General features: G+C 39.6%; 17 protein-coding genes. 3 read left to right on the top strand and 14 right to left on the bottom strand.

Annotated elements, in window-relative coordinates:
- Positions 1-143 precede the first annotated feature (143 nt).
- The 3 genes from nrdA (at position 144) to yfaE (ending at position 4,120) form a co-directional block, all read left to right on the top strand.
- A complete protein-coding gene (gene nrdA, locus ACSLUK_RS11105; protein WP_448548660.1) occupies positions 144-2,417 on the top strand; it encodes a class 1a ribonucleoside-diphosphate reductase subunit alpha in 2,274 nt (757 codons plus the stop codon).
- A 99-nt stretch (positions 2,418-2,516) separates the two neighbouring features.
- Positions 2,517-3,647, top strand: a complete 1,131-nt coding sequence (nrdB, locus tag ACSLUK_RS11100; protein ID WP_448548658.1) for a class Ia ribonucleoside-diphosphate reductase subunit beta — start codon at positions 2,517-2,519, stop codon at positions 3,645-3,647.
- Between the two features lie 188 nt (positions 3,648-3,835).
- Entirely contained in the window at positions 3,836-4,120 is a 285-nt protein-coding gene (gene yfaE / locus ACSLUK_RS11095; RefSeq protein ID WP_448548656.1) for a class I ribonucleotide reductase maintenance protein YfaE, read from the top strand.
- A gap of 33 nt (positions 4,121-4,153) precedes the next feature.
- Here yfaE and ACSLUK_RS11090 read toward each other — a convergent pair whose 3' ends face one another.
- The 14 genes from ACSLUK_RS11090 to ACSLUK_RS11025 all read right to left on the bottom strand — a co-directional run bounded on the left by ACSLUK_RS11090 (position 4,154) and on the right by ACSLUK_RS11025 (position 25,624).
- Positions 4,154-5,485 carry a diguanylate cyclase gene (locus ACSLUK_RS11090; protein WP_448548655.1) on the bottom strand — a complete coding sequence of 444 codons (1,332 nt, stop codon included), beginning with the start codon at positions 5,483-5,485 and terminating at the stop codon, positions 4,154-4,156.
- Between the two features lie 194 nt (positions 5,486-5,679).
- On the bottom strand, positions 5,680-9,867 hold the full coding sequence (locus ACSLUK_RS11085; protein WP_448548654.1) for a response regulator: 4,188 nt from the start codon (positions 9,865-9,867) through the stop codon (positions 5,680-5,682).
- Between the two features lie 47 nt (positions 9,868-9,914).
- Positions 9,915-12,050 (bottom strand): hybrid sensor histidine kinase/response regulator, encoded by a 2,136-nt coding sequence (locus ACSLUK_RS11080; RefSeq protein ID WP_448548652.1) that lies wholly within the window; start codon positions 12,048-12,050, stop codon positions 9,915-9,917.
- A 79-nt stretch (positions 12,051-12,129) separates the two neighbouring features.
- Positions 12,130-13,296: a response regulator gene (locus ACSLUK_RS11075; protein WP_448548651.1), complete on the bottom strand. Its 1,167-nt coding sequence runs from the start codon at positions 13,294-13,296 to the stop codon at positions 12,130-12,132.
- Between the two features lie 154 nt (positions 13,297-13,450).
- Positions 13,451-15,163, bottom strand: a complete 1,713-nt coding sequence (locus ACSLUK_RS11070) for an ATP-binding SpoIIE family protein phosphatase (RefSeq protein ID WP_448548650.1) — start codon at positions 15,161-15,163, stop codon at positions 13,451-13,453.
- Between the two features lie 4 nt (positions 15,164-15,167).
- Entirely contained in the window at positions 15,168-15,476 is a 309-nt protein-coding gene (locus ACSLUK_RS11065; RefSeq protein WP_448548648.1) for an STAS domain-containing protein, read from the bottom strand.
- A gap of 23 nt (positions 15,477-15,499) precedes the next feature.
- A complete protein-coding gene (locus tag ACSLUK_RS11060; RefSeq protein ID WP_448548647.1) occupies positions 15,500-16,687 on the bottom strand; it encodes a methyl-accepting chemotaxis protein in 1,188 nt (395 codons plus the stop codon).
- Positions 16,680-17,768: a protein-glutamate methylesterase/protein-glutamine glutaminase gene (gene cheB, locus ACSLUK_RS11055; RefSeq protein WP_448548646.1), complete on the bottom strand. Its 1,089-nt coding sequence runs from the start codon at positions 17,766-17,768 to the stop codon at positions 16,680-16,682. Before cheB ends, ACSLUK_RS11060 begins: the two co-directional genes overlap by 8 nt.
- Before the next feature lie 10 nt (positions 17,769-17,778).
- On the bottom strand, positions 17,779-18,444 hold the full coding sequence (gene cheD / locus ACSLUK_RS11050) for a chemoreceptor glutamine deamidase CheD (protein WP_448548645.1): 666 nt from the start codon (positions 18,442-18,444) through the stop codon (positions 17,779-17,781).
- A 1-nt stretch (position 18,445) separates the two neighbouring features.
- The gene (locus tag ACSLUK_RS11045) at positions 18,446-19,309 is read right to left on the bottom strand and encodes a CheR family methyltransferase (RefSeq protein ID WP_448548644.1); all 864 of its coding nucleotides are present in this window, start codon (positions 19,307-19,309) and stop codon (positions 18,446-18,448) included.
- A gap of 13 nt (positions 19,310-19,322) precedes the next feature.
- Complete coding sequence (locus ACSLUK_RS11040) at positions 19,323-22,019, bottom strand: methyl-accepting chemotaxis protein (RefSeq protein WP_448548643.1); 2,697 nt, start codon at positions 22,017-22,019, stop codon at positions 19,323-19,325.
- A gap of 459 nt (positions 22,020-22,478) precedes the next feature.
- Positions 22,479-22,967: a chemotaxis protein CheW gene (locus ACSLUK_RS11035; protein WP_448548642.1), complete on the bottom strand. Its 489-nt coding sequence runs from the start codon at positions 22,965-22,967 to the stop codon at positions 22,479-22,481.
- A 26-nt stretch (positions 22,968-22,993) separates the two neighbouring features.
- Positions 22,994-23,512, bottom strand: a complete 519-nt coding sequence (locus tag ACSLUK_RS11030) for a chemotaxis protein CheW (protein ID WP_448548641.1) — start codon at positions 23,510-23,512, stop codon at positions 22,994-22,996.
- A complete protein-coding gene (locus ACSLUK_RS11025; protein WP_448548640.1) occupies positions 23,513-25,624 on the bottom strand; it encodes a chemotaxis protein CheA in 2,112 nt (703 codons plus the stop codon).
- Positions 25,625-25,630: the final 6 nt, after the last annotated feature.

Here is a 25,630-nt window from a genome sequence, read left to right as displayed (position 1 = left end):
ATCTTGTGATGATGATTTAAAGGAACCCCTATATATAGTGCATTAACTAATCAAGTCGGTTGAAGTCTAATCAATAGGGATTTGTGGTAGATTTATTCCTTCAGAATAACTAAAACAACAATAAACAGATTTACAGGTCTTACATGAATAGCAATCTTTTTGTTACCAAACGCAATGGCGAAAAAGAACCCATTGACTTAGAGAAAATTCATAAAGTTATAGCATGGGCTGCGGAAGGATTAGATAACGTTTCCGTATCGCAAGTAGAATTAAAATCTCATATTCAGTTTTACGACGGTATTAAGACAGAAGATATTCATGAGACCATTATCAAGGCCGCTGCCGATTTAATTTCGGAAGAAACGCCTGATTACCAATTCCTTTCTGCACGCTTAGCAATATTCCATTTAAGAAAAAAAGCGTATGGTCAGTTTGAGCCACCTAAGTTATTTGACCACGTGGTTAAACTCGTAGAGTCAGGCAAGTATGATCAACATTTGTTGCAAGATTATACCCAAGCTGAATTTGAGGCGATGGAAGCATTTATTGATCACCGCCGTGATTTGAACTTCAGCTATGCAGCCGTAAAGCAGCTAGAGGGTAAATACCTTGTTCAAAATCGAGTGACTGGTGAAATATACGAAAGTGCACAATTTCTATACATTCTTGTAGCCGCGTGTTTATTTGCGAAGTATCCAAAAGATGTTCGATTAAGCTATGTTGAAGGGTTTTACAATGCTATTTCAACATTCAAAATTTCATTACCAACACCTATTATGGCGGGTGTTCGTACACCAACACGTCAATTCTCGTCATGTGTACTTATTGAGTGTGGTGACAGCCTAGATTCGATTAATGCTACATCTAGTTCGATCGTTAAGTATGTTTCTCAACGTGCAGGAATTGGTATTAATGCCGGTAGAATCCGTGCACTAGGTAGTTCAATTCGTGGCGGTGAAGCATTTCATACCGGTTGCATACCGTTTTATAAGCATTTCCAAACGGCGGTTAAAAGCTGTTCTCAAGGTGGTGTTCGTGGTGGCGCAGCTACCCTATTCTACCCGTTATGGCATCTTGAAGTTGAAAGCTTACTTGTACTTAAAAACAACCGTGGTGTTGAAGAAAACCGTGTTCGTCATTTAGATTACGGTGTTCAGTTTAATAAATTAATGTATCAACGCCTTATTAAGGGTGAAGCAATTACTTTATTTAGCCCAAGCGATGTACCAGGCCTATATGATGCGTTCTTTGAAGACCAAGAAAAGTTCGAAGAGCTGTACCTAAAATATGAAGCAGATGACAACATTCGCAAAAAATGCATTCAAGCAATTGAACTGTTTACTTTGTTTGCACAAGAGCGTGCCAGCACTGGGCGTATTTACCTGCAAAACGTTGACCACTGTAATACACACAGCCCGTTTATTCCTGAAGTTGCGCCTATTCGCCAAAGCAACTTGTGTTTAGAGATTGCGTTGCCAACGAAACCACTCAATGAAGTAAGCGATCCGGAAGGTGAAATTGCGTTATGTACGCTTTCTGCATTTAACCTTGGCGCTATTGATAGCTTAGATGAGCTTGATGAGCTAGCAGATTTGGCAGTACGAGCACTCGATAGTTTATTAGACTACCAAGACTATCCTGTACCAGCAGCTTACAATGCGACGATGGGCAGAAGAACACTCGGTATAGGTGTAATTAACTATGCCTACTACCTCGCCAAGAACGGTGTTTATTATTCAAATGGCAGTGCTAATAATTTAACACACCGTACCTTTGAAGCAATTCAGTATTACCTATTGAAAGCGTCAAATAAGCTAGCTATCGAGCAAGGAGCTTGTCCTAAGTTTAACGAAACTAAGCTATCTAAGGGTATTTTACCAATTGATACTTATAAGCGTGATATTGATAAAGTGACAAGCGAACCTTTGCATCTTGATTGGGAAGGGTTACGTGAAAGCATCAAGCAACACGGTGTTCGTAACTCAACCGTTTCAGCATTAATGCCTTCAGAAACTTCGTCACAGATTTCAAATGCAACTAATGGCATCGAGCCGCCTCGCGGATTGATCAGTATTAAAGCAAGTAAAGATGGTATTTTAAAGCAGGTTGTTCCTGAATATGAGCGCCTCAAAGGCAATTATGAACTGCTATGGAATATACCAAACAACGATGGTTACCTTGAGTTGGTTGGTATTATGCAGAAGTTTATTGACCAAACTATTTCTGCCAATACAAACTATGATCCTGCAAAGTATGAAGGTGGTAAAGTTCCCGTTAAGCAAATACTTAAAGATATACTTACTGCCTATAAATTAGGGGTTAAGACTTTGTATTATCACAACACACGTGATGGCGCTGATGACAGCCAAGGTGTCGCTGAAGACGACGGCTGTGAAGGCGGTGCGTGTAAGATCTAAGACAAATGCCGTATCATTTTGATACGGCATTTAGCTGTACTCAATAATAATAATAATTTTCTAATATTACCGAATAAGTTGTATGCCAAGGAGCATTTGATGACCTACAGTACATTTAACCAAATCCCAAATGACCCATTGCTCGAGCCAATGTTTTTGGGAAATAGTGTAAATGTCGCTCGTTACGACCAACAACGTTATATTGCCTTTGAAAAACTCATTGAAAAGCAATTATCTTTCTTTTGGCGCCCTGAAGAAGTGGATGTTTCTAAAGACCGTGCTGATTGGCAAGGGTTGACTGCTTCAGAAAGGCATATCTTTATATCGAATTTAAAATACCAAACGCTATTAGATAGCGTCGCGGCACGTTCAGTAAACGCGGTATTATTACCACTAGTTTCATTACCTGAGTTAGAAACTTGGGTTGAAACTTGGGCATTTAGTGAAACAATTCACTCTCGTTCGTACACGCATATCCTACGAAATTTGTTTACTGATCCTAGTGAAGTATTCGATGACATAGTCGTAAATCCCGCTATTTTAAAGCGCGCGACATCAATTGCGAAGTATTTTGATCAGGTTATATTAACGACGCAATTGCTGCAATCACAAGGCGAAGGCACCTACGAAGTAGAAGGCGAACAAATCGAAGTCTCTGCACGTAAATTAAAAGAAAGATTGTATTTAGCAATTTGCTCAGTAAACGCATTAGAAGCAATAAGGTTCTATGTTAGTTTTGCCTGTTCATTTGCGTTCGCGGAGCGTGAATTGTTAGAAGGTAACGCGAAAATCATAAAGCTAATTGCTCGCGATGAAGCATTACACCTCACAGGAACACAGCACATTTTAAATAACTGGGCGTCAGGTAAAGACGACCCTGAAATGAAGGAAATATCTGACGCACTTAAAGATGAAGGCTTGCAGATATTTATGGATGTTGTTGAGCAAGAAAAAGAATGGGCACAGTACTTATTCAAAGACGGTTCGATGATAGGTTTAAATGCGCAAATACTTAACCAGTATATTGAATACATCAGTAATCAGCGCTTAGTCGCGATCGGTTTTCCTGCTCCATTTGAAGTCAAGAGTAACCCTCTTCCTTGGATGAACGCTTATTTAGTCAGTGACAATGTGCAGGTTGCTCCTCAAGAGACAGAAATTTCAAGCTACCTTGTTGGTCAAGTAGACTCTTCTGTATCAAGTGATGACTTCGACGATTTTGATCTGTAATTCGCTATAAGCTAATTGAAGTGCGAGAGCATTGATTATTGACGTTAAACAAGTCGTTAAAACGAATAAAGAGTAATGGAAAAACATTACTCTTTGTCTTTACAGCAATTATCATTGGCTATTGTACAAACGTTGCACTATGAATCAGACCACAACAATTATTGTAACCAAGAGCTTGTTGACAACTTATGGCGCTAAATAATTCCATGACGGCGTCTATTCCGGTCGTAATTGTTGATGAAAAACGACTCGACTATCAGCAGTCTGATAAAACGCTACTTAATTGTTTAGAGCGTCATGACATTGAAGTGCACTTTCATTGCAGGGATGGATTTTGTGGGGCTTGTAGAGTAACACTTGAAGGTGGTCAAGTTTGTTATCCTAATGGCGAACCACTCGCGTTCGTAGGCGAAAACGAAATTCTTCCTTGTTGTTGTATTCCAACGAGTAACATCAAATTAAAAATAGACTGAACACTTGCAAGCAGCAATAAGAAAACTGCTTGGCTAGCTCATTTCAGTTTTATTACTTTCGAATTCTGCTTGCAGCTCTCTTAAGCCATTAACTATAGTATCTAGGTCTTCTGCCATTGCGTTATACAAACTACTATATTCATCTGCTCGCTGCTCATTAATAGCCAAATCTAATTTTTTCGTTGATTCAAATAGTTGCATAGCACCAATTGAACAGGCTACTCCTTTAAGTGTATGAACTAAGTTTTTTGCTGCGAATATATCGTTTTGTGATAATGCCTTGTTGATTTTTTCTTTATCTTGCCCATGATCTTGATAAAACATCAACAAAATTTCTTTAAATAGACCATCATCCCCTAAGACATTATTTACACCGAGCTGGTAATCTATGCCAGGGTAAATATCTTCATCCGATATATTACTACCTTGAGCGCTTGCGTGTGTTGACTGCGCTAGCGGTTCTTCGACATATGGCAACATTATCACCCTATTACGCCCTTTCGATTTAGCTTCATAAAGTGCTTTATCTGCTATTCGCATTAGATTTTCTAAACTAGTTGTACCTCCTTGTACAGACACAACACCAATACTTACTGTAATTGAAATATTCCCGTGATTATTGCCAACATCTATTTCCAATTTTTCTGTATGTTGCCGTATGCGGTCGCAAGCAAAAATGGCATGTTCGTCAATAGTGTTAGGCATGCAAACTGCAAACTCTTCACCGCCTACACGTCCTATAATGTCATAATCTCTTACTTGATTTTTAAGATTTTGCCCGAATGCCTTAAGTACTTTATCACCAGCTTCATGACCGTAGGTGTCATTCACTTTCTTAAAAAAATCAATATCCATCATGGCAAATGACAATGATTGATTACATCTGTTTGCCTGACTAATAGCCTTGCCCGAAAGTTCTTCAAAGCTTGCTCTATTATTAATATCTGTTAAGAAGTCTATTTTTGCTAAGGCTTCTAATGCCTTAGTTTTTTGAATTAAGCGCAAAGAAGTGCGAATTCGAGCCAACAATACCTTGGCTAAATATGGCTTAGTAACATAATCGTCTGCACCTAACTCTAATGCTGCAACTATTTCATTACCATCATGTGACGAAGAAAGCATGATTACGGGGGTATTGGCATGATTGTTTGATGATTTAATGCGCTTTAGCGTATCTAGCCCCGACAAACCTGGCATATACATATCTAAGAGAATCAGCGAGACATTCTGTAAACTCAACACCTCTAATGCCTGTTCACCCGATTCAGCGAAAATTACTGAATATCCTTCAGCAGTCAAATCAAACTCTAGTAAAAGTAACGTATCCTTCGCGTCATCAACAGCGAGTATTGTCTTGTTATCCACTAATCTTCCACCATTAGTTAGTCCGTCGTAGCTACTAACAAATACGACGCTTATTCGTCCTAGTTTCAGTATAGATGACTATTCAAATTTCTCCGTAGATATCTGAATTAATTCTTATTAATTAACATCAAACATGAAGTTGCCGCCAACGAGCGCTATATACAACTTAACTGACTATAGAGTCTGATTCACAACTAACTTGCTAATATAGGCAGTTCACGTACTGCTTGATAAAACAACTCAAATTGTTCTCTTGTTTGCGCGATATGCGCCTCTAATGATTGCTTGTCTTGGTTTTCTGCAAATAATTCAATCTCAATAGAAAGCGTTGCGATCTGTTGAGCGCCTATATTATTGGATGCCCCTTTCAATTTATGTGCATGCGCTTTAACCTGAATGAAATCATCGTCATTAATGCTTTCAGATAAACTATTGAGTAATTGCGGCGTATCATCTAAGTATAAATCGATGAGTTTTTGCGCAAGTTGCTGATTGTTTTGTATTCTCAGCAGAAAGTCTTGTTTTTTCCAAACCTGTGTATTTGAAGAATTTTCTCCGTTTTGAACAGTTGGTTCATATGAAGGAGTTTCGGAAGGTGTCAGATATTGATTCTGTTTTAATTCATTTGCATCAACCGTTTGAAATTGCTCTGTCAAATCACCGCCTGATTTGCTCATATGAATATGCAACCATTTAAGCAACGTATCCTTCACTGCCTCTGCATCAACTGGCTTGGCAATGTAGTCATTCATACCAGCTTCCAAACACCGTTCACGGTCCCCTTTCATGGCATTGGCGGTTAAAGCAACAATAGGAATCGTACTATACCTATCTCCAGCACTTCCTCGTCTGATCTCTTTTGTTGCTTCATAGCCATCCATTTCAGGCATTTGACAGTCCATGATCACTAATTGAAAAGGTGAGTCACTGTGAGACTGATTGAGCTTATCCAATGCATCAATGCCATTTATCGCAACTTCCGTATTCGCATGCAAATTTGCTAAAATACCAAGTAATACCGCCTGATTTACGCGATTATCTTCGACTATTAAGATTCTGACATTATTCAAAGAGTTGGACTCCCAAGGGCGATGTCGTACCACTTGCAAATTATGCGTTGTTATTAACGGTTTTAGCTGGGAAATTACGCTTTTGTTTTCAATGACTAAAGCGAGAGCATCATGTAAATCAGTTGTTGTAACTGGCTTAGGAAAGTAACCAGAAAACCCAAGCTGACCAAAATATTCAGTATCCCCAGGTTGCTCCAATGATGTCATAATTATCAACTTTATGTGCTTGCCGTTAGGATGCTGTTTTAGTTTTTTTCCGAGTTCTACACCATTCATTTCAGGCATTTTCATATCCAATAGCGCTATTGCAAATGACGAAGTATTCTTGTCCACTATCTCCATTGCCTCTTTACCATTTTTGCCACTAGTCACACTTGCGCCCCAAATTTGCAGTTGTGCCTTTAATACAGCTAAATTGGTGTCATTATCGTCAACGATTAGTATCGGTGTACCCGCAATATCTATTTCTGGGACACTAACATTTGACATCTGGCTAGGCAGCAAGCTAACTGCCACTGTAAATGTGCTGCCTTGACCAAGAGAACTTTGGACCATCACTTCACCTTCCATCAACTCGCAAAGCTGCTTGACTATCGCCAAGCCCAGTCCTGTTCCTCCGTATTTTCGAGTAGTAGTTGCATCCACCTGCGAAAATGATTCAAATAGTCCCCCTATCTTGGCGTCATCAATGCCGATGCCAGTATCGGAAATTTCGCACCTAAACAACACTCTGCCTGCGCCCTGTTTTGTTTTTACTTTAACGACAATTTCACCTTGTTCAGTAAACTTAATAGCATTGCCAATTAAGTTTGCAATGATCTGTCTCAACCTTCCTGGGTCACCACGCGCAATTCTTGTCTTAACCCCTGTTACATCAAGTATCAGCTCAAGTCCTTTTTCTTGCGCGCGGTAAGCCATAGACTCCACAAGCAGGCTCAGTTCGTGTTGCACATCAAAGTCAATGAGTTCAAGCGTCAGTTTTCCAGCTTCAATTTTTGAAAAGTCTAGAATGTCATTAATCAAGGTTAAAAGAGAATGAGCGCTTGAATTAGCTAGCTTCAGCTGATGGCGCTGCTGAGGCATTAAATCACTTTGCTCCATTAAACCCAACATACCTATTACACCATTCATTGGGGTACGAATTTCGTGACTCATACTTGCCAGAAATTCTGACTTTAGCTTTAGAGACTCGTTAGCGATGTCGAGGGCTTGTTCTTTAATCACTTGTAAATTATGTTGCTCAGTAATATCTCTGCTCGTTCCAACAATACGCTTGTCATCGCCTTGATTCTGTATTTGCGCGTGTGATTCAAGCACACGAATCGACTTATCAGGCAAGATAACTCGATAAATAAAGCTGACAACCTCCTCAGTGGCGATTATTTTCTCGAACTCCTTACTAATGATCACCGCTTCATCTGGGTGAATAGAGTGAAGCCAGATTTCCTCGGGGGTTAGTTCACTATCCATTGATGTCCCAAAGAGTTCGTACATTCTGTTGTCCCAGTGAATCTGCTGACTATTAATATCGAAGTCCCAAACGCCAATACCTGGCGCATCAAGGGCAAAATCTAATCGCCAAGCCAGTGCCTTGGTATGATCTAATACACGCTTTCTTTCGGCTTCAATGAGTTTTTGCGCGGTCACATCTCTAAGTAGTCCAGTAAAAATAACGCCATCAACGGTCTCAACTCGGCTAATACTTAAGTGCACAGGAAATTTATCGCCATCTTTTCTAATCGCCGGTAACTCCCTGCCGACACCTAAAATTGATGACTCGCCCGTTTCAAAATACCGCTCAATATGCTTACCATGTTCTTTTGCATACTCAAAGGGCATTAACATAGCAATATCTCGACCAACTACTTCTTGTTCCTGGTAACCAAATATATTTTGTGCAGCTTTATTAAATGAAAGAATTTTCCCTTCATTATCAATATTCACTACCGCATCAGCGATTGAGTCCAGAACTGCTTGAAGTTTAGCACTCGCATCTTTTGCCTCCTGAGTCGACGTTTTTTCCTGTTGAGATTGATTGTGAACCCTGAATAATAGGCGACTAAAGCTGCGCGCTAATACACCAATTTCATCTACATAATTAACTGGCAATGGTTTGAATATCCCTTCTTTTTCGTAACCATGAATTGCAGATGTCATATCAGCCAACGGCTTTATCATTCTCATCGACGCAATTATGGCAAAACCCAGCGTTATCACCGCAAGAAAGAATCCCAACAGCAACACGCGATATTGCATATTGCGTGCTTGTGTTAAGTAATCGGTTGATGCATTTTCAACAAGCAAATATAGCGGTTTAGTCGTTGAACCCTTCGTAGGTGTGATTTTAGATACAATGCCAAGTGAAAACTTGTCTTGAGACAGATTCAAATTTCTCTTACTTGCATCTAAATCGTTTACGAAAGCGCGTAATTCATCAACAACATGAGGGAACTGCTGAGAAATAGTAGTATTGGAACGATCAATATTTTCTGACCGAATGGGTCGGTAAATAATGCCACCATGGTAATCAGCCAAGTAAAAATTGATATCTTTGAGTTCATTTTGTGCCAAGTAACTAACATAACGTTCAAAATCTATTTCTATAGCCACCATGCCAAACAATGAACCTAATTCATTATCAAAAACCGTACCTGCTACGTATAAATTTACCTCACTTGTGTTTGTTGTATTGGCTGAAAGTACATTTGAAACGATTATACTCCCTAGCGGAGCGTTTTTAATTGAACTCAATGCTTCTAGTGGAACATCTTGAGGAAGCTGTTGGTCTGATAGCGCAGTTACAACACCATTTGTCCGTTTTGCACTTACCAATACTTGGTTCTTTTCACTAACCAAAATATAACTAATTTTATTGTACGAAGGCTTAGTTTTGAGTAGTTCTGTAAATATTCGTTGTAAGCGGGCCTGCCACACTCCTAAGCTTGCTTGGTCTTTATATTTAATCGCTTTTACAATAGCTTCAATCGGAGGCGTGTTTCGCAGAAAATCAATATCCTTGACCCCTTGATCATATATTTGAGTGAGCATAGGAGTAACAATTTGACTTTGCTGTTCTATTTTGAGTTGTTCTTGTGCGGTCAATATTTTTTGGCTTTCAAAAAGGTAAACTAGGCCAACGCCAATTGAAACAAATAAAGTTAAGCAAAAAACGGCCAAAGGTATCTTGTGCATCAAGCTAAATTTAGCCGATTGCTTATCGCTTTCTAGGTCTTGTTCTACGCCCACTATATTTTTCAAATGATTTTGTTGGTATTCAACCTCGTGAGTGTGTTGTTTGTCTCTATCAATCAACTATCACCTCAAATCTTATTTTGAAATATACTCACAACCCACCACTATTAGGATAGAAATTCTGCTAGTTCATGGGAATTGAATGGTTTGCGCAAAACAGGATAATGCCATTTATGGTCATCTTCACCTATATAGCCACTCATAGAATAAACGCTGATTTTCGGAAAATGTGCAAGTACGGTCTCTACAGCTTCCCGCCCTGAAATATCAGGCAATATCATGTCGGTAATAAATATGTCAAACACGCTCCCTTTGTCTAATTGTGCTAACAATTCGGCTTTGTTTGTAACATAAACAGCATTTGCTCCTTCGCTCTCAAGGTATAGTGAAACAAACTCAGCAATACTCTGCTCATCGTCAAGAACTAAGACATTCTTGCCCCTGATTTCCATTTTATGGCCACTAGGTTCAGCTTTAGATTGTAAGTGATGTACAGATTGGCACTTAAACAACAATGTGAAATGGGCACCTCCAAAGGCTCCTTTGCCCTCTACCCTGATTTCTCCATTATGTTTGTAAATTGTATCGTATACATTGGCCAAACCTATTCCATTGCCTTTGTTCACCGATTTACTGCTATAGAAAGGATCAAAAATTTTGGATAAGTTCTCTTGTTCAATACCAATTCCGCTATCTAGTACATGTACTTCTAACCAATCATCGTTAGTTACATTTGCTGAAATCTCTATCTTTCCAACTAAACCAGCTTCTCTTATGGCATCTTGCGCGTTTAGCACGATATTCAACAAGATGTTTATAAACTCCCCTTGCGGAAACTTTATTTGACAATGCACATTGTCGACATTGATTGAAAAATCAATCGTGCTCAATAGTAGCTGTTTGAATAAATACTTGTTTTCTTTAATCTCTTGAATGGGATCAAATACAACCACTTCAACGGGGGGCTTACGCGTAAATGCTAACAGCCTTTCTGTGACACTCTTTCCTTTATCGATGGCATTCTTAACTCTATCAATATAATTAGAAATATCTTGCTCACCTTGTGAAAACTTTATCTCCAGCATTTCGATCGCTCCCAAAGCGACCCCCAATACATTGTTAATGTCATGCGAAACGTTTCCAAATGTATTACCCAATAGAGCCAATCTATTGCTAATGATTTGTTGCTGTTCTTTCTTGAACTTCTCGGTAACATCTTCAACTATCCAAATATAAACAGATTCGTCTGCTTCAAATGTGACCGATATATCAAATACAGTGATAAAGTTATCAAAACTGATATTGGACTTTTTAACTTGCCCTTTTTCTTTGGCAAGTGTTTTAAATTTTAAGTAGTCGGAAATGCTAAAATTAATGTAGTTAAATAGTACTGAGCTTTGATTGCCAAACTGTGGGGATAAATCCTGATAAACAATATTGTCTTTTTCATCAATAAAAAATATAGGCACGCGAATGGTGTAGTTTACCATAGCTAGTAGCTTTAACTTTTCAAATGTCTCTTCAACATGCGTTATATCCCTGATTGCGCCGTAAATACTAATGACTTCGCCACTGTCATTTAATTCAACATCGCCTAAACATTCAACTTTTATACGCTTTTTTCGCTTATTAACAATCGTACTCTTAAAATAAAAGCCTCTCCGGTTTTCTATGGCCTGTTCCAAGTATTGTTCTATTCGACCGCGCTCTTCTTGGACATAAAATTCGATTGCACTGACAACTGTCGGGGAATACTCTTCTGCTGATAAGCCATGAATACGATAAACACCACTAGACCAGAATAACGTATGATCAAGCATATCAATACGCCAGTGGCCAGTGTTTGATAACTTTTCTCCCAACTGCTGACAGTGGTCATATTCTGGGAGTCGATACAAACGACTAAATTTGTCTGTTACGTCCTTTAGTACACCCTTTATGAATCGAGGCTGACCACATTCAGTTTTTTCAAATTGTCCAACGGCAGTAAACCAGTATTTAAAACCTTGTTTATTTACAAACGGAAACGTAACACATAATTGTTCTGTATACCCACACAAGTATTCTTCGCCAAGTTGATATATCCTTGCCCTCTCCATCCTTGAGATATGCTCATTGATAAACGACTTATCGAGGATTTCACCTTCTTGAGCGTAACCCAACAATTTTTTAGTATCATCTGAAACCTTTACCGTTTTATCAGCAAGATCCCATACCCATGTCGTTTTTAGCGAATTATTCATGGTAAATTCCTTTGCGCATCACAATGCCTACTGAGTGTCTTAATGCTTAATCGATAACATCAACCTACTTAACGCATTATCAGAAGAGCTCGTCTTCCTCATCAGTCTCTTCAATATTTTTGCGATGCTCAGATGAAACATTCATTGATTTCAATCGAGCAACACTTTCAAGTGCACCATCAAGCAATGCACCTATTTCAATAAAATTCTCATCATCCTTTGAGTGTTTTTTCAAGGCGCTATGAACTAAGTCTGTGAGATAATTTTCCTGTTCTTCATTCAAGTCAAGCACATGAAAACTCATACCAACATTCTGTACAATCTCATTCATCACATCCTGTTGATGACATTTGGACTGTATTAGCATCTGTTTCGTTTTATTCACCGCCAGTTCTATTTGTTCCTGCACTTCGACAAGTGAATCCTTGTATGAAATAAACTCCATACGTGCACCAATACACTCAATAACAGAGGCTAGCGCATCTATATAAATGTCAGTATCTACCGTACCTTCTTCTAGGTTCAAAATGAGAATTGATACCATTGGGTGATTAAAGATGGTGCGTGTTCCAAAACGAAATAGTCGAGGTTTTACTTTGAGTAGCTCCATTACACCAATTTCAACAGGTGAACAAAGACCGTTTTTGGAGCTGTAAAATACAGGAGGAACTTTTACAGGATAAAATGCCAAACAACCGCTTAATCCCATACTATAAAGATAGGTGAATACCTCATCCCTGATTTCTTCAATTGAAAAGCATTGATTAACTTTCGATGTCAGCTGCATACAGCTACCATATTTGGATGCCTGCGCCATCGAAATATTAATGACCCTGTCCTTCGAATTTAACTCACTTTCAAAGTCTTGAATCTTTCCTTGGTATGTCACTAATTTTTCTAACTTCGTTTTAAGCGTAAGCAATGAAATGGGTTTACTCAGGAAGTCATCTGCACCGCATTCCAATCCTTGCAACATTGCTTCTTCAGACGCCAAGCCGGAATATAGAACAAATGATGTGGCAACATCCCCTTGCGCCACTTTTTGTTTGATCCATTCAGACCCCTTTTCATTACCAATATTTTCATCAACTAACGCGATGTCTACACAACCATAATCACATATTTGACGCTCCGCTTGTGTCAAGTTTTCAGCGCTGCGTACTACAAAACTATCCTCTAACGCTTCCTTAAGTAAATCTAAATAATCGCTATCGTCATCAATAACTAGTACGCTAGGCTTAGACATAATTATCACTCCTGTTGTATTCCCGTTAGTCTCACTTCCATATACGCCAATCTAACTACACAATTACGTTAATCTTTCAAAAGTTACTAACAAACGTAAATTCTTACCCAAATTCATATTCTGTAGTTAACGATATTTGAGCCGTTTTAAATGTTCACTCATTACGCCATATATAACGCGCTTCAACTAATGAACCGCCTTCTTTGTATTCCAGTGAATCACATAGCTGCTTCACCAATTCAATACCTCGGCCACTTAATTCTTTCGATTGCTTATCAATATTTTCCGTTTGGCACGGCTCAAGGTCGAACCCATTGCCACTATCTTTTATTGTCACTAATACGCATCCACCATTTTCTACAGCAAAATAGCAAATAGATAGATTGACAAACCCATCTTCTAACCGGGCAAGCCTTAATTCACGCTCCCTGAAGTACTCTGCAAACCCTTCAGGTGAATCCTTTAGTTCTGACGACAGCTGCAAAACGCCATGGTCTAACGCATTAACGTAAAGCTCAGTCAGTACAGTAAATAGATTTTTCCAATGTTCTGCTTGACCTTCAATTTCACCAATTTGTGACATAACTAAAGGAATCGTATTAGTATTGCGTAGTCGACTCCCTGCTAAGCTCAACTGCCACGACCAACTAGGAGTTACACTAGAGTCGATAACGCAATTGTCATTGGTAGAGATATCTGTTTTATGTAAGTTTTGATTATTCTGTTCCCAACCTGAACATGGGAGGTCGACGATTGAAATATCGTCTTCTTGGGGCTGATTTTCACAGAAGTCCTGAACTGACGCCATGATGCTATCAACCACTTTACCGGCTATTATTCCGTCAGTCGCCGCTATTTCAAATCGCTCATACTCAAACATTTCGCCAGCGCTATTTCGTGCTTCCACAATGCCATCACTAATGAGAATTATGCGTTCTCCGTCATTGACGCTTCGCACCTCGATATGCGATTCCGGAAGCAGTTCAGGCAGTACACCTAACGGCGGGTGGGTTGAGCTGAGTTTTTCAACGATTTTTCCGAGGGCATCATAATGGTACACGTCTGGCAAACCTGCATTGAATACAAAAACTGATTTTTCGCTAACCGACAATGAAACAAACGCAGCAGATAAAAACAAATCAGCGGGTAATAGTTGGTGCAATTGTCGATTTACCTGTTCGACAATATCAAATAATGAAAATCCTTTACGCGTCATTGCTCTGAAAGTTTCACTTAAAGGAATCGCGCCAACCGAACTCCTTAATCCATGCCCAGTAAAGTCTCCGAGCAACACATTAATATTGCCATCTGGACTGGCAGCGGTTAGTTGAATATCTCCACTAAATAGGGTTGCAGGTTGCTTAACTATACCTATTTTATCCAGCGCATAATTACGCGACTCTATCACGCGCGACATCAATTGCTCGGCAAGCTCTGCATCTTTTTGTTGCTCTAGTTGCAACGACTTTACTTGGCTATAAAGATCACTAATGCGCTGAATCGATTTTATTTTGGCTTTAAATACATCTGGAGAAAATGGTCTTACAAGAATTCCGTCGCCACCTGCTTCTATCGCCTCAATAAATGCCTGATCACTGTCCATACTGGTAATAAATATCAATGGGCACAAAGAGTTTTTTGACAATGCCTTGATTTCTCTTGTCGCCTCGTAGCCATTCATCACCGGCATGTTAATGTCCATCAATACCAAATCAGGTTGGTACTTAATGTACATAGAAACGGCTCGCGCGCCATCATTAGCTGTAAAGACTCTGTATCCTTCTTCTTTTAACAAGACACTTAAGACTTTACATTGCATCACGGAGTCGTCAACCACGAGAGCTAATTTGGCGTTAATTTTACTCATGCCGTTATTTTGCGATCGTCATGAGGCGATGAAACTGCGCAATCTCAAGAATTTTATTCACGGCATACGTTGGACGGTTAATGATGACATTGCCTGATAGTTTTTCAGCGTGATCTTTTAATAATAAAATCATGCCGAGTGCCGAACTATCCATGTAATTAGTTTTTGACAAATCAAGTACGAATTGAGCTCCTTGCTCTTCGCACTTGATGTATGCATCACGAAATTGTTGGTGCAAAGAAAAATCAAATCTCTCGTCAATAGAAATGGATATTTCTTTACAATTATCAGATATGTGTTGTGTAACAGACATAGTTAACTCCATTTAATTTATCGCTAGAACAATTCAACGTCTCCTTCTTCCATCGACATCTGCGTAACACTTCTGCGTTGGTCGCTCTCCTTTGAGCGCTGACCTAACTCTTCGCACTGATGTTGCAATTCGACGAGCAAATTCAAAACATCTTCTTTCGGACTTAGTTTAATCCTAGTCAATTGCTGGGAAATTTCTCGTAAAATAGTTAAATTAGTTTGAAGAGAAGAAATTGTCTGACTAACCATATCTTCAAACTGCAACGAACGAACGCCAATTGCGGCCAGTTCAGAGATTTGTGGTGATATTTGTGCAAGCTCTGCGACCACATCATTAGATTCAGCATTGACTCGATTTACATGCTCCATCATTTGTTCAATGCGTTTTTTCTCGTGCAAAGTAGACGTCAAATCTTGTGATGCCATGCTTTCAACCGCATTACGCAGCTGTTCTATCGTGCTTTGCGCTTGATGTATTTCATTGCGAATATTTTGATTCAACGAAGTAGAGTTCTCAGATAAAGTCCTCACTTCGTTGGCAACAACCGCAAATCCGCGTCCAGCATCCCCCGCTCTTGCGGCTTCAATCGCAGCATTTAATGCTAATAAATTCGTTTGTGACGCCATGCTTTCTACTTGTTCTAATAACTCAAACATCCTTTCAAATTGTGCGACTACATCGTCTGTAAACTGAACCGTTTCCAAACTTTGTTTACTCGTATTCACAATGACTTCAACAAATTTATCTAGTGTACCCGCTGAATTCAAAACAAATTGCTCTATTGTAGTATGTTGGCTATCTCCCAAATTTTTGTTGACACTGACCACTTCTTTGACTTTTTCTACCTGTGTTTCGCTCAAATTTTGTAATTGCTTAAAACTCTTTGATAACCCAACGACAGATTCTTTGACAATTGTATTGGTACGAGTTAGCTCTTGCTCGACAACCTCTATTTGCTGTTGTAAAACGGATTCAATTCCAGACATCGATTGCGTTAGCATTTGAGACTCAATGTAACTGTTCGCGTCTTCCACTTTACGGTCAGTTAGCGTATTTACACTTGTTAGCCCCTTTCGCCATAGAATAAATAACGCGATTGCCAACAGTATTAAACAAGAACTAAAAAGCAGTTGATTAGCAACAAACGTATGCTCGATGAATAATAATAAAATTGCTGATGCTATTAGATATTTGCTGTGGTTCTCAGACATAAGTTGTCACCACCTTTTTCATAGATTGACGATCATTTTGCGCATGAGTCAGCGAAATATTTGCAATATCATTTAGCGGAGTCACTACACAATGAGCCTGAATTTCGTACGCGCTACCGGGCATTCCCCAGATTAAACTTGAAGCTTGGTCTTGAACGATCGTGAATGCCCCCGCATCCTTTAATCGCTTCATGCCACGAGCGCCATCTTGTCCCATTCCGGTGAGTAAGATAGCCTGAACGTTATCTGCCACTTCTATTAATGAGTCAAATAACACGTCGACGGACGGTCGATGCCTATTCACGGAAGGGCCATCATCAAGCGCACAAAACAACGAACCAGACTTAGCTACAATTCTTAGATGCTTGCTGCCCGGTGCGATATAAACATTGCCTTCCTTTATTTTTTGACCGTGTTGTGCCTCCTGTACTACGACAGCGCTGTACGCATCTAAGCGATTAGCAAAGCGCTCGCTGAATGTCTCCGGTATATGTTGCGTTACTACAATTGGTGGTGCATTGTTTGGCATGCGTGTGACAACTTCTCTTATCGCTTCAGTTCCACCAGTAGATGCACCAATGGCTACTAAGTGATTAGCTCGTGCTGTGCCAGTATATGCAATGGTTTTTTTGCACGTATCTGCTTTTAATGAGTTGATGAGTTCATAGTTTTTTCTATCTACTGTTACTGCACTTTTGACTTTATTGATCAACTCACCAGCAAATAGGTTTCTATTTTCAACTAACGATTCAAAGCTTGGTTTAGCGATAAAATCAAAGGCTCCCAGCTCAAGCGCCTGTAGGGTAATGTCGGCTCCCTGTGTAGTTAACGTAGATAACATAACCACTGGCATAGGTCTTAATCGCATGAGGTTTCTTAAAAAAGTAATGCCATCCATTTTCGGCATTTCAACATCTAACGTAATAACGTCTGGATTAAGCTCTTTGATCAATTCACGTGCAACAAAGGGATCTTTTGCTTCTCCCACTACGTCTATTTGGGGATCTAAAGACAAGATTTCCTTAACAATATTACGGATGACGGATGAGTCATCAACGATTAGCACTTTTATCCGTTTCATTTAGCGTCCCCTAGAACAACTCGATGTCACCATCAACATCATCATTGTCAATGCGATTACGGTAATCAGTTTCGCGCCTAACAATGGTGTCATTATGTAGATTATCGAGCTTCTTAATAAATGCTCTCCCAGTCGTTGGTTCAAACAAAACCTTTCTAGGAAAAACCGAACCAACATCTTCACCAACAATTGGAATGTCTTCAGTGACCAAGTATCGTTTGACAAACTCAGTGTTACGCTCACCTACGTCAGACATTTTTTTTAGAACCTTGCCGCCACCAAAAATTTTGGCTTGCAAGTTACAGCGTCGTCCGCCACATTTTAGAATTGCATTGATCAAATGCTCCATGGCAAAGTTTCCATAGCGTGTTGCGTCGGTCGCTTTGCCACGCTGTCCCCAATTAATTTCATGCGCTTCTTTTTCAGTTAATGGCAACATAAAATGATTCATGCCACCAATATTTGCTTTGCCATCCCAAATACAGGCTGAAATACAAGAACCTAGTGTTGTTGCTATATAGATTGGTTGAGATGTCATATAAAACTCACCAGGCAATATTTTGGCAACGACCTGTTGACGCTGACGATCCCAGAAGTGATTTATGTGCTCAAATTCTGGCTCGCAACCACTGAGCACCCTGTCAATTTCAACTTTAGCAACTGCGTTCGACAACATATTAGCCACACTGCCTGTTCAATATTGGTTTACGAAACATCGTCCGGCCTACATTTTCAAAATATTTCTGAAAGCCCCCAAGATTCTCACTGTGTCCTAAAATTAGCAGCCCATTGGGTTCAAGCAATTCATAAAACCGTTCAAATAATTCTTGCTGTGTTGGCTTATCAAAATAGATGATGACATTGCGACAAAAAATTACGTCAAATGGCCCTTTCATTGGCCACTGATGCAGCAAATTCAAGCGCTTGAATGTAATCAGCCGTTGAATTTTGGGGTGAACTTTTACACTGCTTTGATTAGTCCCTTTTCCTCGAATAAAAAAATCGCGTTTGTATTCTGGTGGGACACTTTCGATTTTCCCTTCTTCATAAACACCATTTTTGGCTTTTTCCAATACATTGCTATCAACATCAGTTGCAAGAATTTTGGCATCCCAATTTGACAAGTGAGGCTGCAATCCGCTGTATAAAGTCATTGCAATGCTATAAGGCTCTTCTCCCGTTGAACTGGCACTCGACCAAATACGAATTCGTTTTCCACTATTCCGCTTTAGTTCAATCAAACGAGGCAGTTCATTTTCTAAAAGATAACGAAAATGATGATCTTCTCTAAAAAAGCTCGTTAAATTAGTTGTTATCGCATTCACAAAGTAGTCTTGTTCACCTGTTGGATCTGCCTGTAACAACTGGCAATATTCACCAAATGTCTGCAATCCTCTGTCTCGTAATACTCGTGTTAGACGACGGTAAACCATTTCACGTTTACTGTCGCCTAACACGATGCCTGCGCAGTCATACGCAAATTGACAAATGAAGGTAAACTCTCTTTGAGACAAGCGAAACGAACGTTCTCGTTCTCTCATATTCACATCCGTATTAGAATTCTTCCCATTCTTGATCAGCTTCTACGACCGGTCTGCTATTTGCCTTTCTTTTCACCTGTAGAGTCGCTGGCTTAATAACATTTTTTGCCTGACTAAATGTTCCTGTTACGTTTTTAGACTCACCATTATTGAAAAACGACACTTGTTCTAGCAATAATTGCGATTGCTCTTCCATCGACTTACTTGAAGCTGCCGCCTGTTCAACTAACGCTGCGTTTTGCTGTGTCATTTCATCCATTTGACTTACCGCAGCGCTAACCTCGCCAATGCCAGCAGATTGTTCACGGCCTGCACTATCAATATCTTCAAGCATCTTGCCAACTTCTTCAATCGACGACACAAGTTCAGTAAAAGTTTGGCCGGTTTCATCAACGAGTTTAGTTCCTTGTCCAACTGCATCAACACTATCATTAATTAGCCCCTTGATTTCCTTCGCTGCACCTGCTGACCGTTGTGCTAAGTTACGTACCTCGGCAGCAACAACGGCAAAACCTCGACCTTGTTCTCCTGCTCTTGCTGCTTCTACAGCGGCATTAAGCGCAAGCAAGTTTGTTTGAAAAGCAATTTCATCGATCACGCTAATAATATCTGCAATCTTATTGCTCGACTTATTAATATCACTCATTGCGGTAATAGCATTTTGAACAACCAAGCCACCATTTGTCGCTTTTTCCATTACATCGTTCGCGAGTTTATTGGCTTGTGTGGCGTTTTCTGAGTTTTGTTGAACGGTACTAGTTAACTCTTCCATCGCAGACGCCGTTTCCTCTAAACTAGACGCTTGCGACTCAGTACGATGGCTTAATTCGTTATTACCTTCGGCAATCTCGCGGGAAGAATCAAACACATTAGTTGATGCTGAACGAATCTCATCAACCATATTACTTAATTTATCAATTGAGCCATTCATCGCTTTTGCTAACGCTAAGAATTCACCACCGTATTGGCCATCCATTGTTTGAGTTAAGTCGCCCTGAGCCAATGACTGAGCAATGGTGATAGCTTCATTGATAGGTTCAACAACCGCATTCATAAGTCCATTGATGTTGTCGCCTAGGTTTTTCATGAAGCCTTCATATTCAGAAGTGTCAATACGGCTGTCCAACTTACCAGAAATCGCATCGCTGATAAGTTTCTCAACTTGACGTTGTGCATCCTTCTCTTCGGTTAAATCCACCCATTGCACCGCTGTACCTAAGTGATTCTGTTGTTCATCACGTAAAGCAATAGCGATAAGTTCAAATGTCAGGCCAGCTACTGTGATTTCTGTTTTATATGGTAGGTTATCTGGGTTACCCAATAAGTTTTGTTGATGTGCGGGATTCTTATGAAATGAATCAAAGTTTGTTCCAACAATATTATTAACACTAAAAGAAGAGAAAACCGAGCGTAACTTGTCTTCGCGCTTGCGAAGCATAGATTTCACAGCATTATTTGCATATACAATTTTACCGTCGGTATCGGCCATCATAAAACTAGTTGTGCTACCTTCTACTGCAGAAGTTAACCGACCAACCTCTTCTTGTTTATCTTTTAGCGTTTGTTGCATGTCGCCTATGGCATGCAACAATTGGCCAAACTCGTCTTTATTGTCTGTTGATAAATCGTTGTCTAAATTTCCTTTGGCTATTCTATCGAATGTCGCAATGGCAAAGTCCATTGCTTTGATTGCTCCTTTAATAATGACAAAAGCAATAAAACAAGCCACTACTACCACCACTAAAATCAATGAAATTTCAGTATACATTCTGTTTTGTTTGCTTGTTGCGCGCTCTTCAAGAATGCCTGTCAGCGTGGTCATTACGGCGTTATTCAGATCGTATACTTTATCGATAGTTTGTGTTGTTTCTTCAAAGTAGTTGACTGTTCCGTAAGAGAAAGAAGTTGAGCGAACAACTTCACGGTTTATGAGTTCTACAGTGCTTCGAACTGAAGATAATGTATCTTCATATTTTGAAGATAGAACACGTTTAGCATCTGGGTTTTCTTCAAAAATGCGAACACTGCCCGTTTCTAATTCAGACAATAACCCGCTAATATTACTCACCTTTTCAAACATTGCTAACTTGGTTTTTTCATCCATTGTTTGGCTTGCAAGCACTTTCGCTCCTTGCGCTCTCGCAATTCCAAGATAATTCGCTAAGTTCGGTAATGCGTTGGTAACCGCCACCACCATATAATAGGAGTCTAAGTAAGCGTCGAGTGATAAGCCTGACTTATCAGAAACGAGCATGATAGCGCCGATAATATTTGCAAGCACTTGATTATGCATGTTTACAGAATCATCAGCGCTAAGTGTTAAATTAACATCAGCCAAGTCATCCCAACTCTTTTTCAAGCTATTTATTTCACTGTTTATTGGAAGTGACTCCGCTCCTTCCAAAGCCTTATTAAGCTCGTTAAAATGTTGATTAATATCATGTTCGAGAGGCTTTAATCGCGTACCTAATGCTTGGTTGCCGCTTAAGAACCCAGCAGAGGCTCCTCTATGTTGTGCAACTTTTTGAGCAATATCCTGTAAAGGTGCGATAGCTCTAACACCTTCAATACCGTGCTGTGCGATACCAATATCTTTTAGTGCCGTGGCGGTAAGGTAGTAGGTCGTAATAACTAAAGGAATGAGTATCATAAAAAAAGCTAAGCTTAATTTATAAGTTAATTTTACATTGCCAAGTAACTTATCTAACATCTTTCTCTCCGTAATGGTTCATTGAAAAAAGCGTCTACCTCATTTTTCAATCGTTTACTTCCTTAAACTTGTGTTTTCAGGGATGTTATACCAATCCGTATAAGAGATTGCCCACTTAGCGAGAGTTTAAAGGCTTAGAGGCAAGTCATTGATTGCAAAGAATGGTTACTCTCGGCAACTGCGTCCTGCGTTGCCCTACTACCCTACATCCATGTAGGAACCATGTTAAAATCAATAACGCAGCATATAAGTCTTTAAAACTCGCCCTTTGGGAATGCATGGGCAACATGATAACTTCACAAAATGAGCTTGATGTAGAATAACTATATCTTTACTCATTTCGTTTGTTCTAATGCCGCCCATGTCATTCTAAGTGAGTAATTCTTTATGCGGATTGGTATTAAACTACTTAATCAACAACAAACTCTCCTGTTTGCACAAACTATTTCAACTATCTAATTATTCTGCTACTTCCAGTACATCGTCTTTTTCTGACACGCAATATAATTCATCTTGATCGAGCAATTTTTTGGTATCAAGTAAAATAATCAGCTTGTCGTCGATCGATGCCAACCCACTCAAAAAGCAGCTGTCTATATGACTACCAAATTCAGGTGCTTGCCGTATTGCTTTAGGATTGACTTTGTATACTTCTGATACCGAATCAACGACAATACCTACCGCATTCATTCGCTCAGCTTTCTGACTACGGAGTATAATCGTGACTGTTTTTGCATCATATTCGAGTGGTTCGATATCAAAACGTTGACGTAAATCTATGACAGGAATAATTACGCCACGCAAATTGATGACCCCTTTAAAATAATTAGGCTTATTGGGCAATTCTGTCACCGAGCTCCATACTCGAATTTCCTGGACGTATAGAATATCAACACCAAACTCTTCGCCTTTCACTTTAAATGTTAAGTATTCTTTTTCTTCACTCATAACGATTACACCTCCATATGTTGCATTTAGGTTTGTTCACCTATCTGCTGTAAGGCTTTTACATTTAGCACAGTTACAACACTGTCATTTACATTGACTAACCCTTGAACGTTTTCCGGCGGAATACTACCGACAAATCCGGAACCGGCTTTGATATCGTTTTCATCGACATCGATAACATCCGAAACTGCATCCACTACTAACCCCATTGTTTTAGTTGAGGTATCGTTCTCAATGGTCAATACCATCACTACAGTTGAATCAATGTAATCTGCTCGGCAGATATTAAATTTGAGTCTAAAATCGATAATAGGAACAATTAGCCCTCTAATGTTAATCACTCCTTTTACATACTCAGGCGCATTAGGTATTTTTGTCGGTGCTTCCCAACTCCGAATTTCTTCTACACATAAAATGTCAACGGCATAACACTCACTACCGAGATTAAACATCAGGAACTGCTTGCCATTGGAAATAAAATCAATACCGTCAGCTACTGACTGATCACTATCTGGGATCTCATTAACTAGTGCTTGAATATCCATTTAAGCCTCAACCTCTTCAGGTAAGTTTTGTATATGACGATGATTAACATGCATATTATTGCCAATCGCCAGTTGAATTAGCCCAGGAATATCCAGAATCATCGCTACAGAACCGTCACCTAATATCGTAGCGCCAGAAATACCATCAACATGTTGATAGTTGTCTTTCAAGCTTTTGATGACAACTTGTTGTTGCGCCAACAAATCGTCAACCATTAAACCAACTTTCTGACCATCCGCTTCCACTACGACCAACAGAGAATTTTCAATTGACTCATGTTCAGCTTTTAGGTTAAACAATTGAAAAATAGGAATAACTGGCACGTTATCTTCTCTTAATCGATAAAGCACCATATCTCCCGACACTCGATTAATAAGTTCAGGCTTGGTTTGTAATGACTCTACGATAGTTATAAGCGGGATAATATAGGTTTCATCGCCAACACGAATCAGTTGACCATCTAATATCGCCAACGTTAATGGCAGGTTCACACGAAAGGTGCTACCAACATCAATGGTTGATTCAACCTGAACTCGGCCACCAAGCGCCTGAATATTTTTTTTGACTACATCCATGCCAACACCGCGTCCCGAAATATCACTTATTTCTTTAGCGGTTGAAAATCCCGGTTCAAAGATAAGATCAAATACTTGATTATCTGTAAGCATCGCGTTCTGTTCGACGATACCTTTTTCTATTGCTTTAGCGAGCACATCGTCTCGTTTAATACCACCACCATCATCACTTATTTCGATGACTATATTGCCGCCTTCATGCGAGGCATCAAGTGTAATAGTTCCCTTATCAGGCTTGCCTTTCGCTCTACGAACGTCTAAAGGTTCAATTCCGTGATCCACTGCATTTCTCACTAGGTGAACCAACGGATCACCTATTTGTTCCATAACTGTCTTGTCCAGTTCGGTATTCTCACCATTAAGTACCAATTCAATCTCTTTTCCAGTTTTTTTAGATAAATCATGTACAACGCGAGGAAATCGATTAAATGCAAAGCTTATCGGTAACATGCGAATTCGCATCACGCTCTCTTGAAGCTCTTTAGTATTTTGCAATAGTTGCTCTAAGCCTGAGGTAAGACGTTCAATTTTTGAAATGTCGAAGTCATTACCTAATTCAGATAACATCGATTGAGTGATAACAAGCTCACCCACTAAATTTATTAGACTATCAACTTTATCGACACCAACACGTATGGAACCAACTTCCGCTTTATTTTTGGAAAGACCTTTTTCAGTACTTGGTGAAGGCTGATTTGCAGAAGCGCTTTGTTCTATTGATTTACTAACCGATTTAATTTGCTCTCCTTCGCTTTGTGTAGAATGGTCACCTAATTCCGCACTGGATTTATCAGTATCGCTTGTTTCAGCACTTAACGAATGATTGGGAGTTGAAACAGGAGTTACTATCAGTTCGCATTCATCCTCTACCCATTCAAATACTTCACGAATATCCTGTTCTGTTGCATTAGATTTAAGTGATAATGTCCAACTTAAATACAGCTCTTCTGCATCTATAGCTGTTAATGCGGGTAAATGACTGCAATCTGCATTAACTTCAAGTTCACCTAAATCTCGTAATGCATTAAATAGAAATAGTGGGTCATTGCCAGTCTGGACTAAGTGATGCTCAGGTTTAAATACAATATGCCAAACCGTGAGCTCTTGTGTTTGTAATTGACTTTCTTCAGCACACGCAGCAGGTGATGTTTCACCGGATTGTAGCAATGTTTCGAGTTGGCTTGCTGTCTCGCTAATTTTTAACTCATCATAATCAACGCCATCGCGAATGGCTTCGATAAGCAAACGCATACAATCCACTGCTTGTAACAATAGCTCAACATCGGCAGATTGAATTTCTCGGCGTCCATCTCGCATTTCATCAAGCAATGTTTCAACAAGATGCGTAAACTCTGTGACGTGATTAAAACCAAATGTTCCCGCACCACCTTTGATTGAATGTGCGGCACGGAATATTGAATTAATTGTTTCTCCGTCTCCTTGCTGCAAATCCAGCAAGCTAGACTCCATCAATTCCAGCCCTTCGAAACTCTCTTCCAGAAATGTTGGTATGAATTGCGAAAGATCGACGCTCATGGTATC

The organism is Thalassotalea fusca (assembly GCF_053485835.1).
The sequence above is the reverse complement of the archived record's forward strand: the minus strand, read 5'-3'. Positions and strand labels throughout refer to the sequence as shown.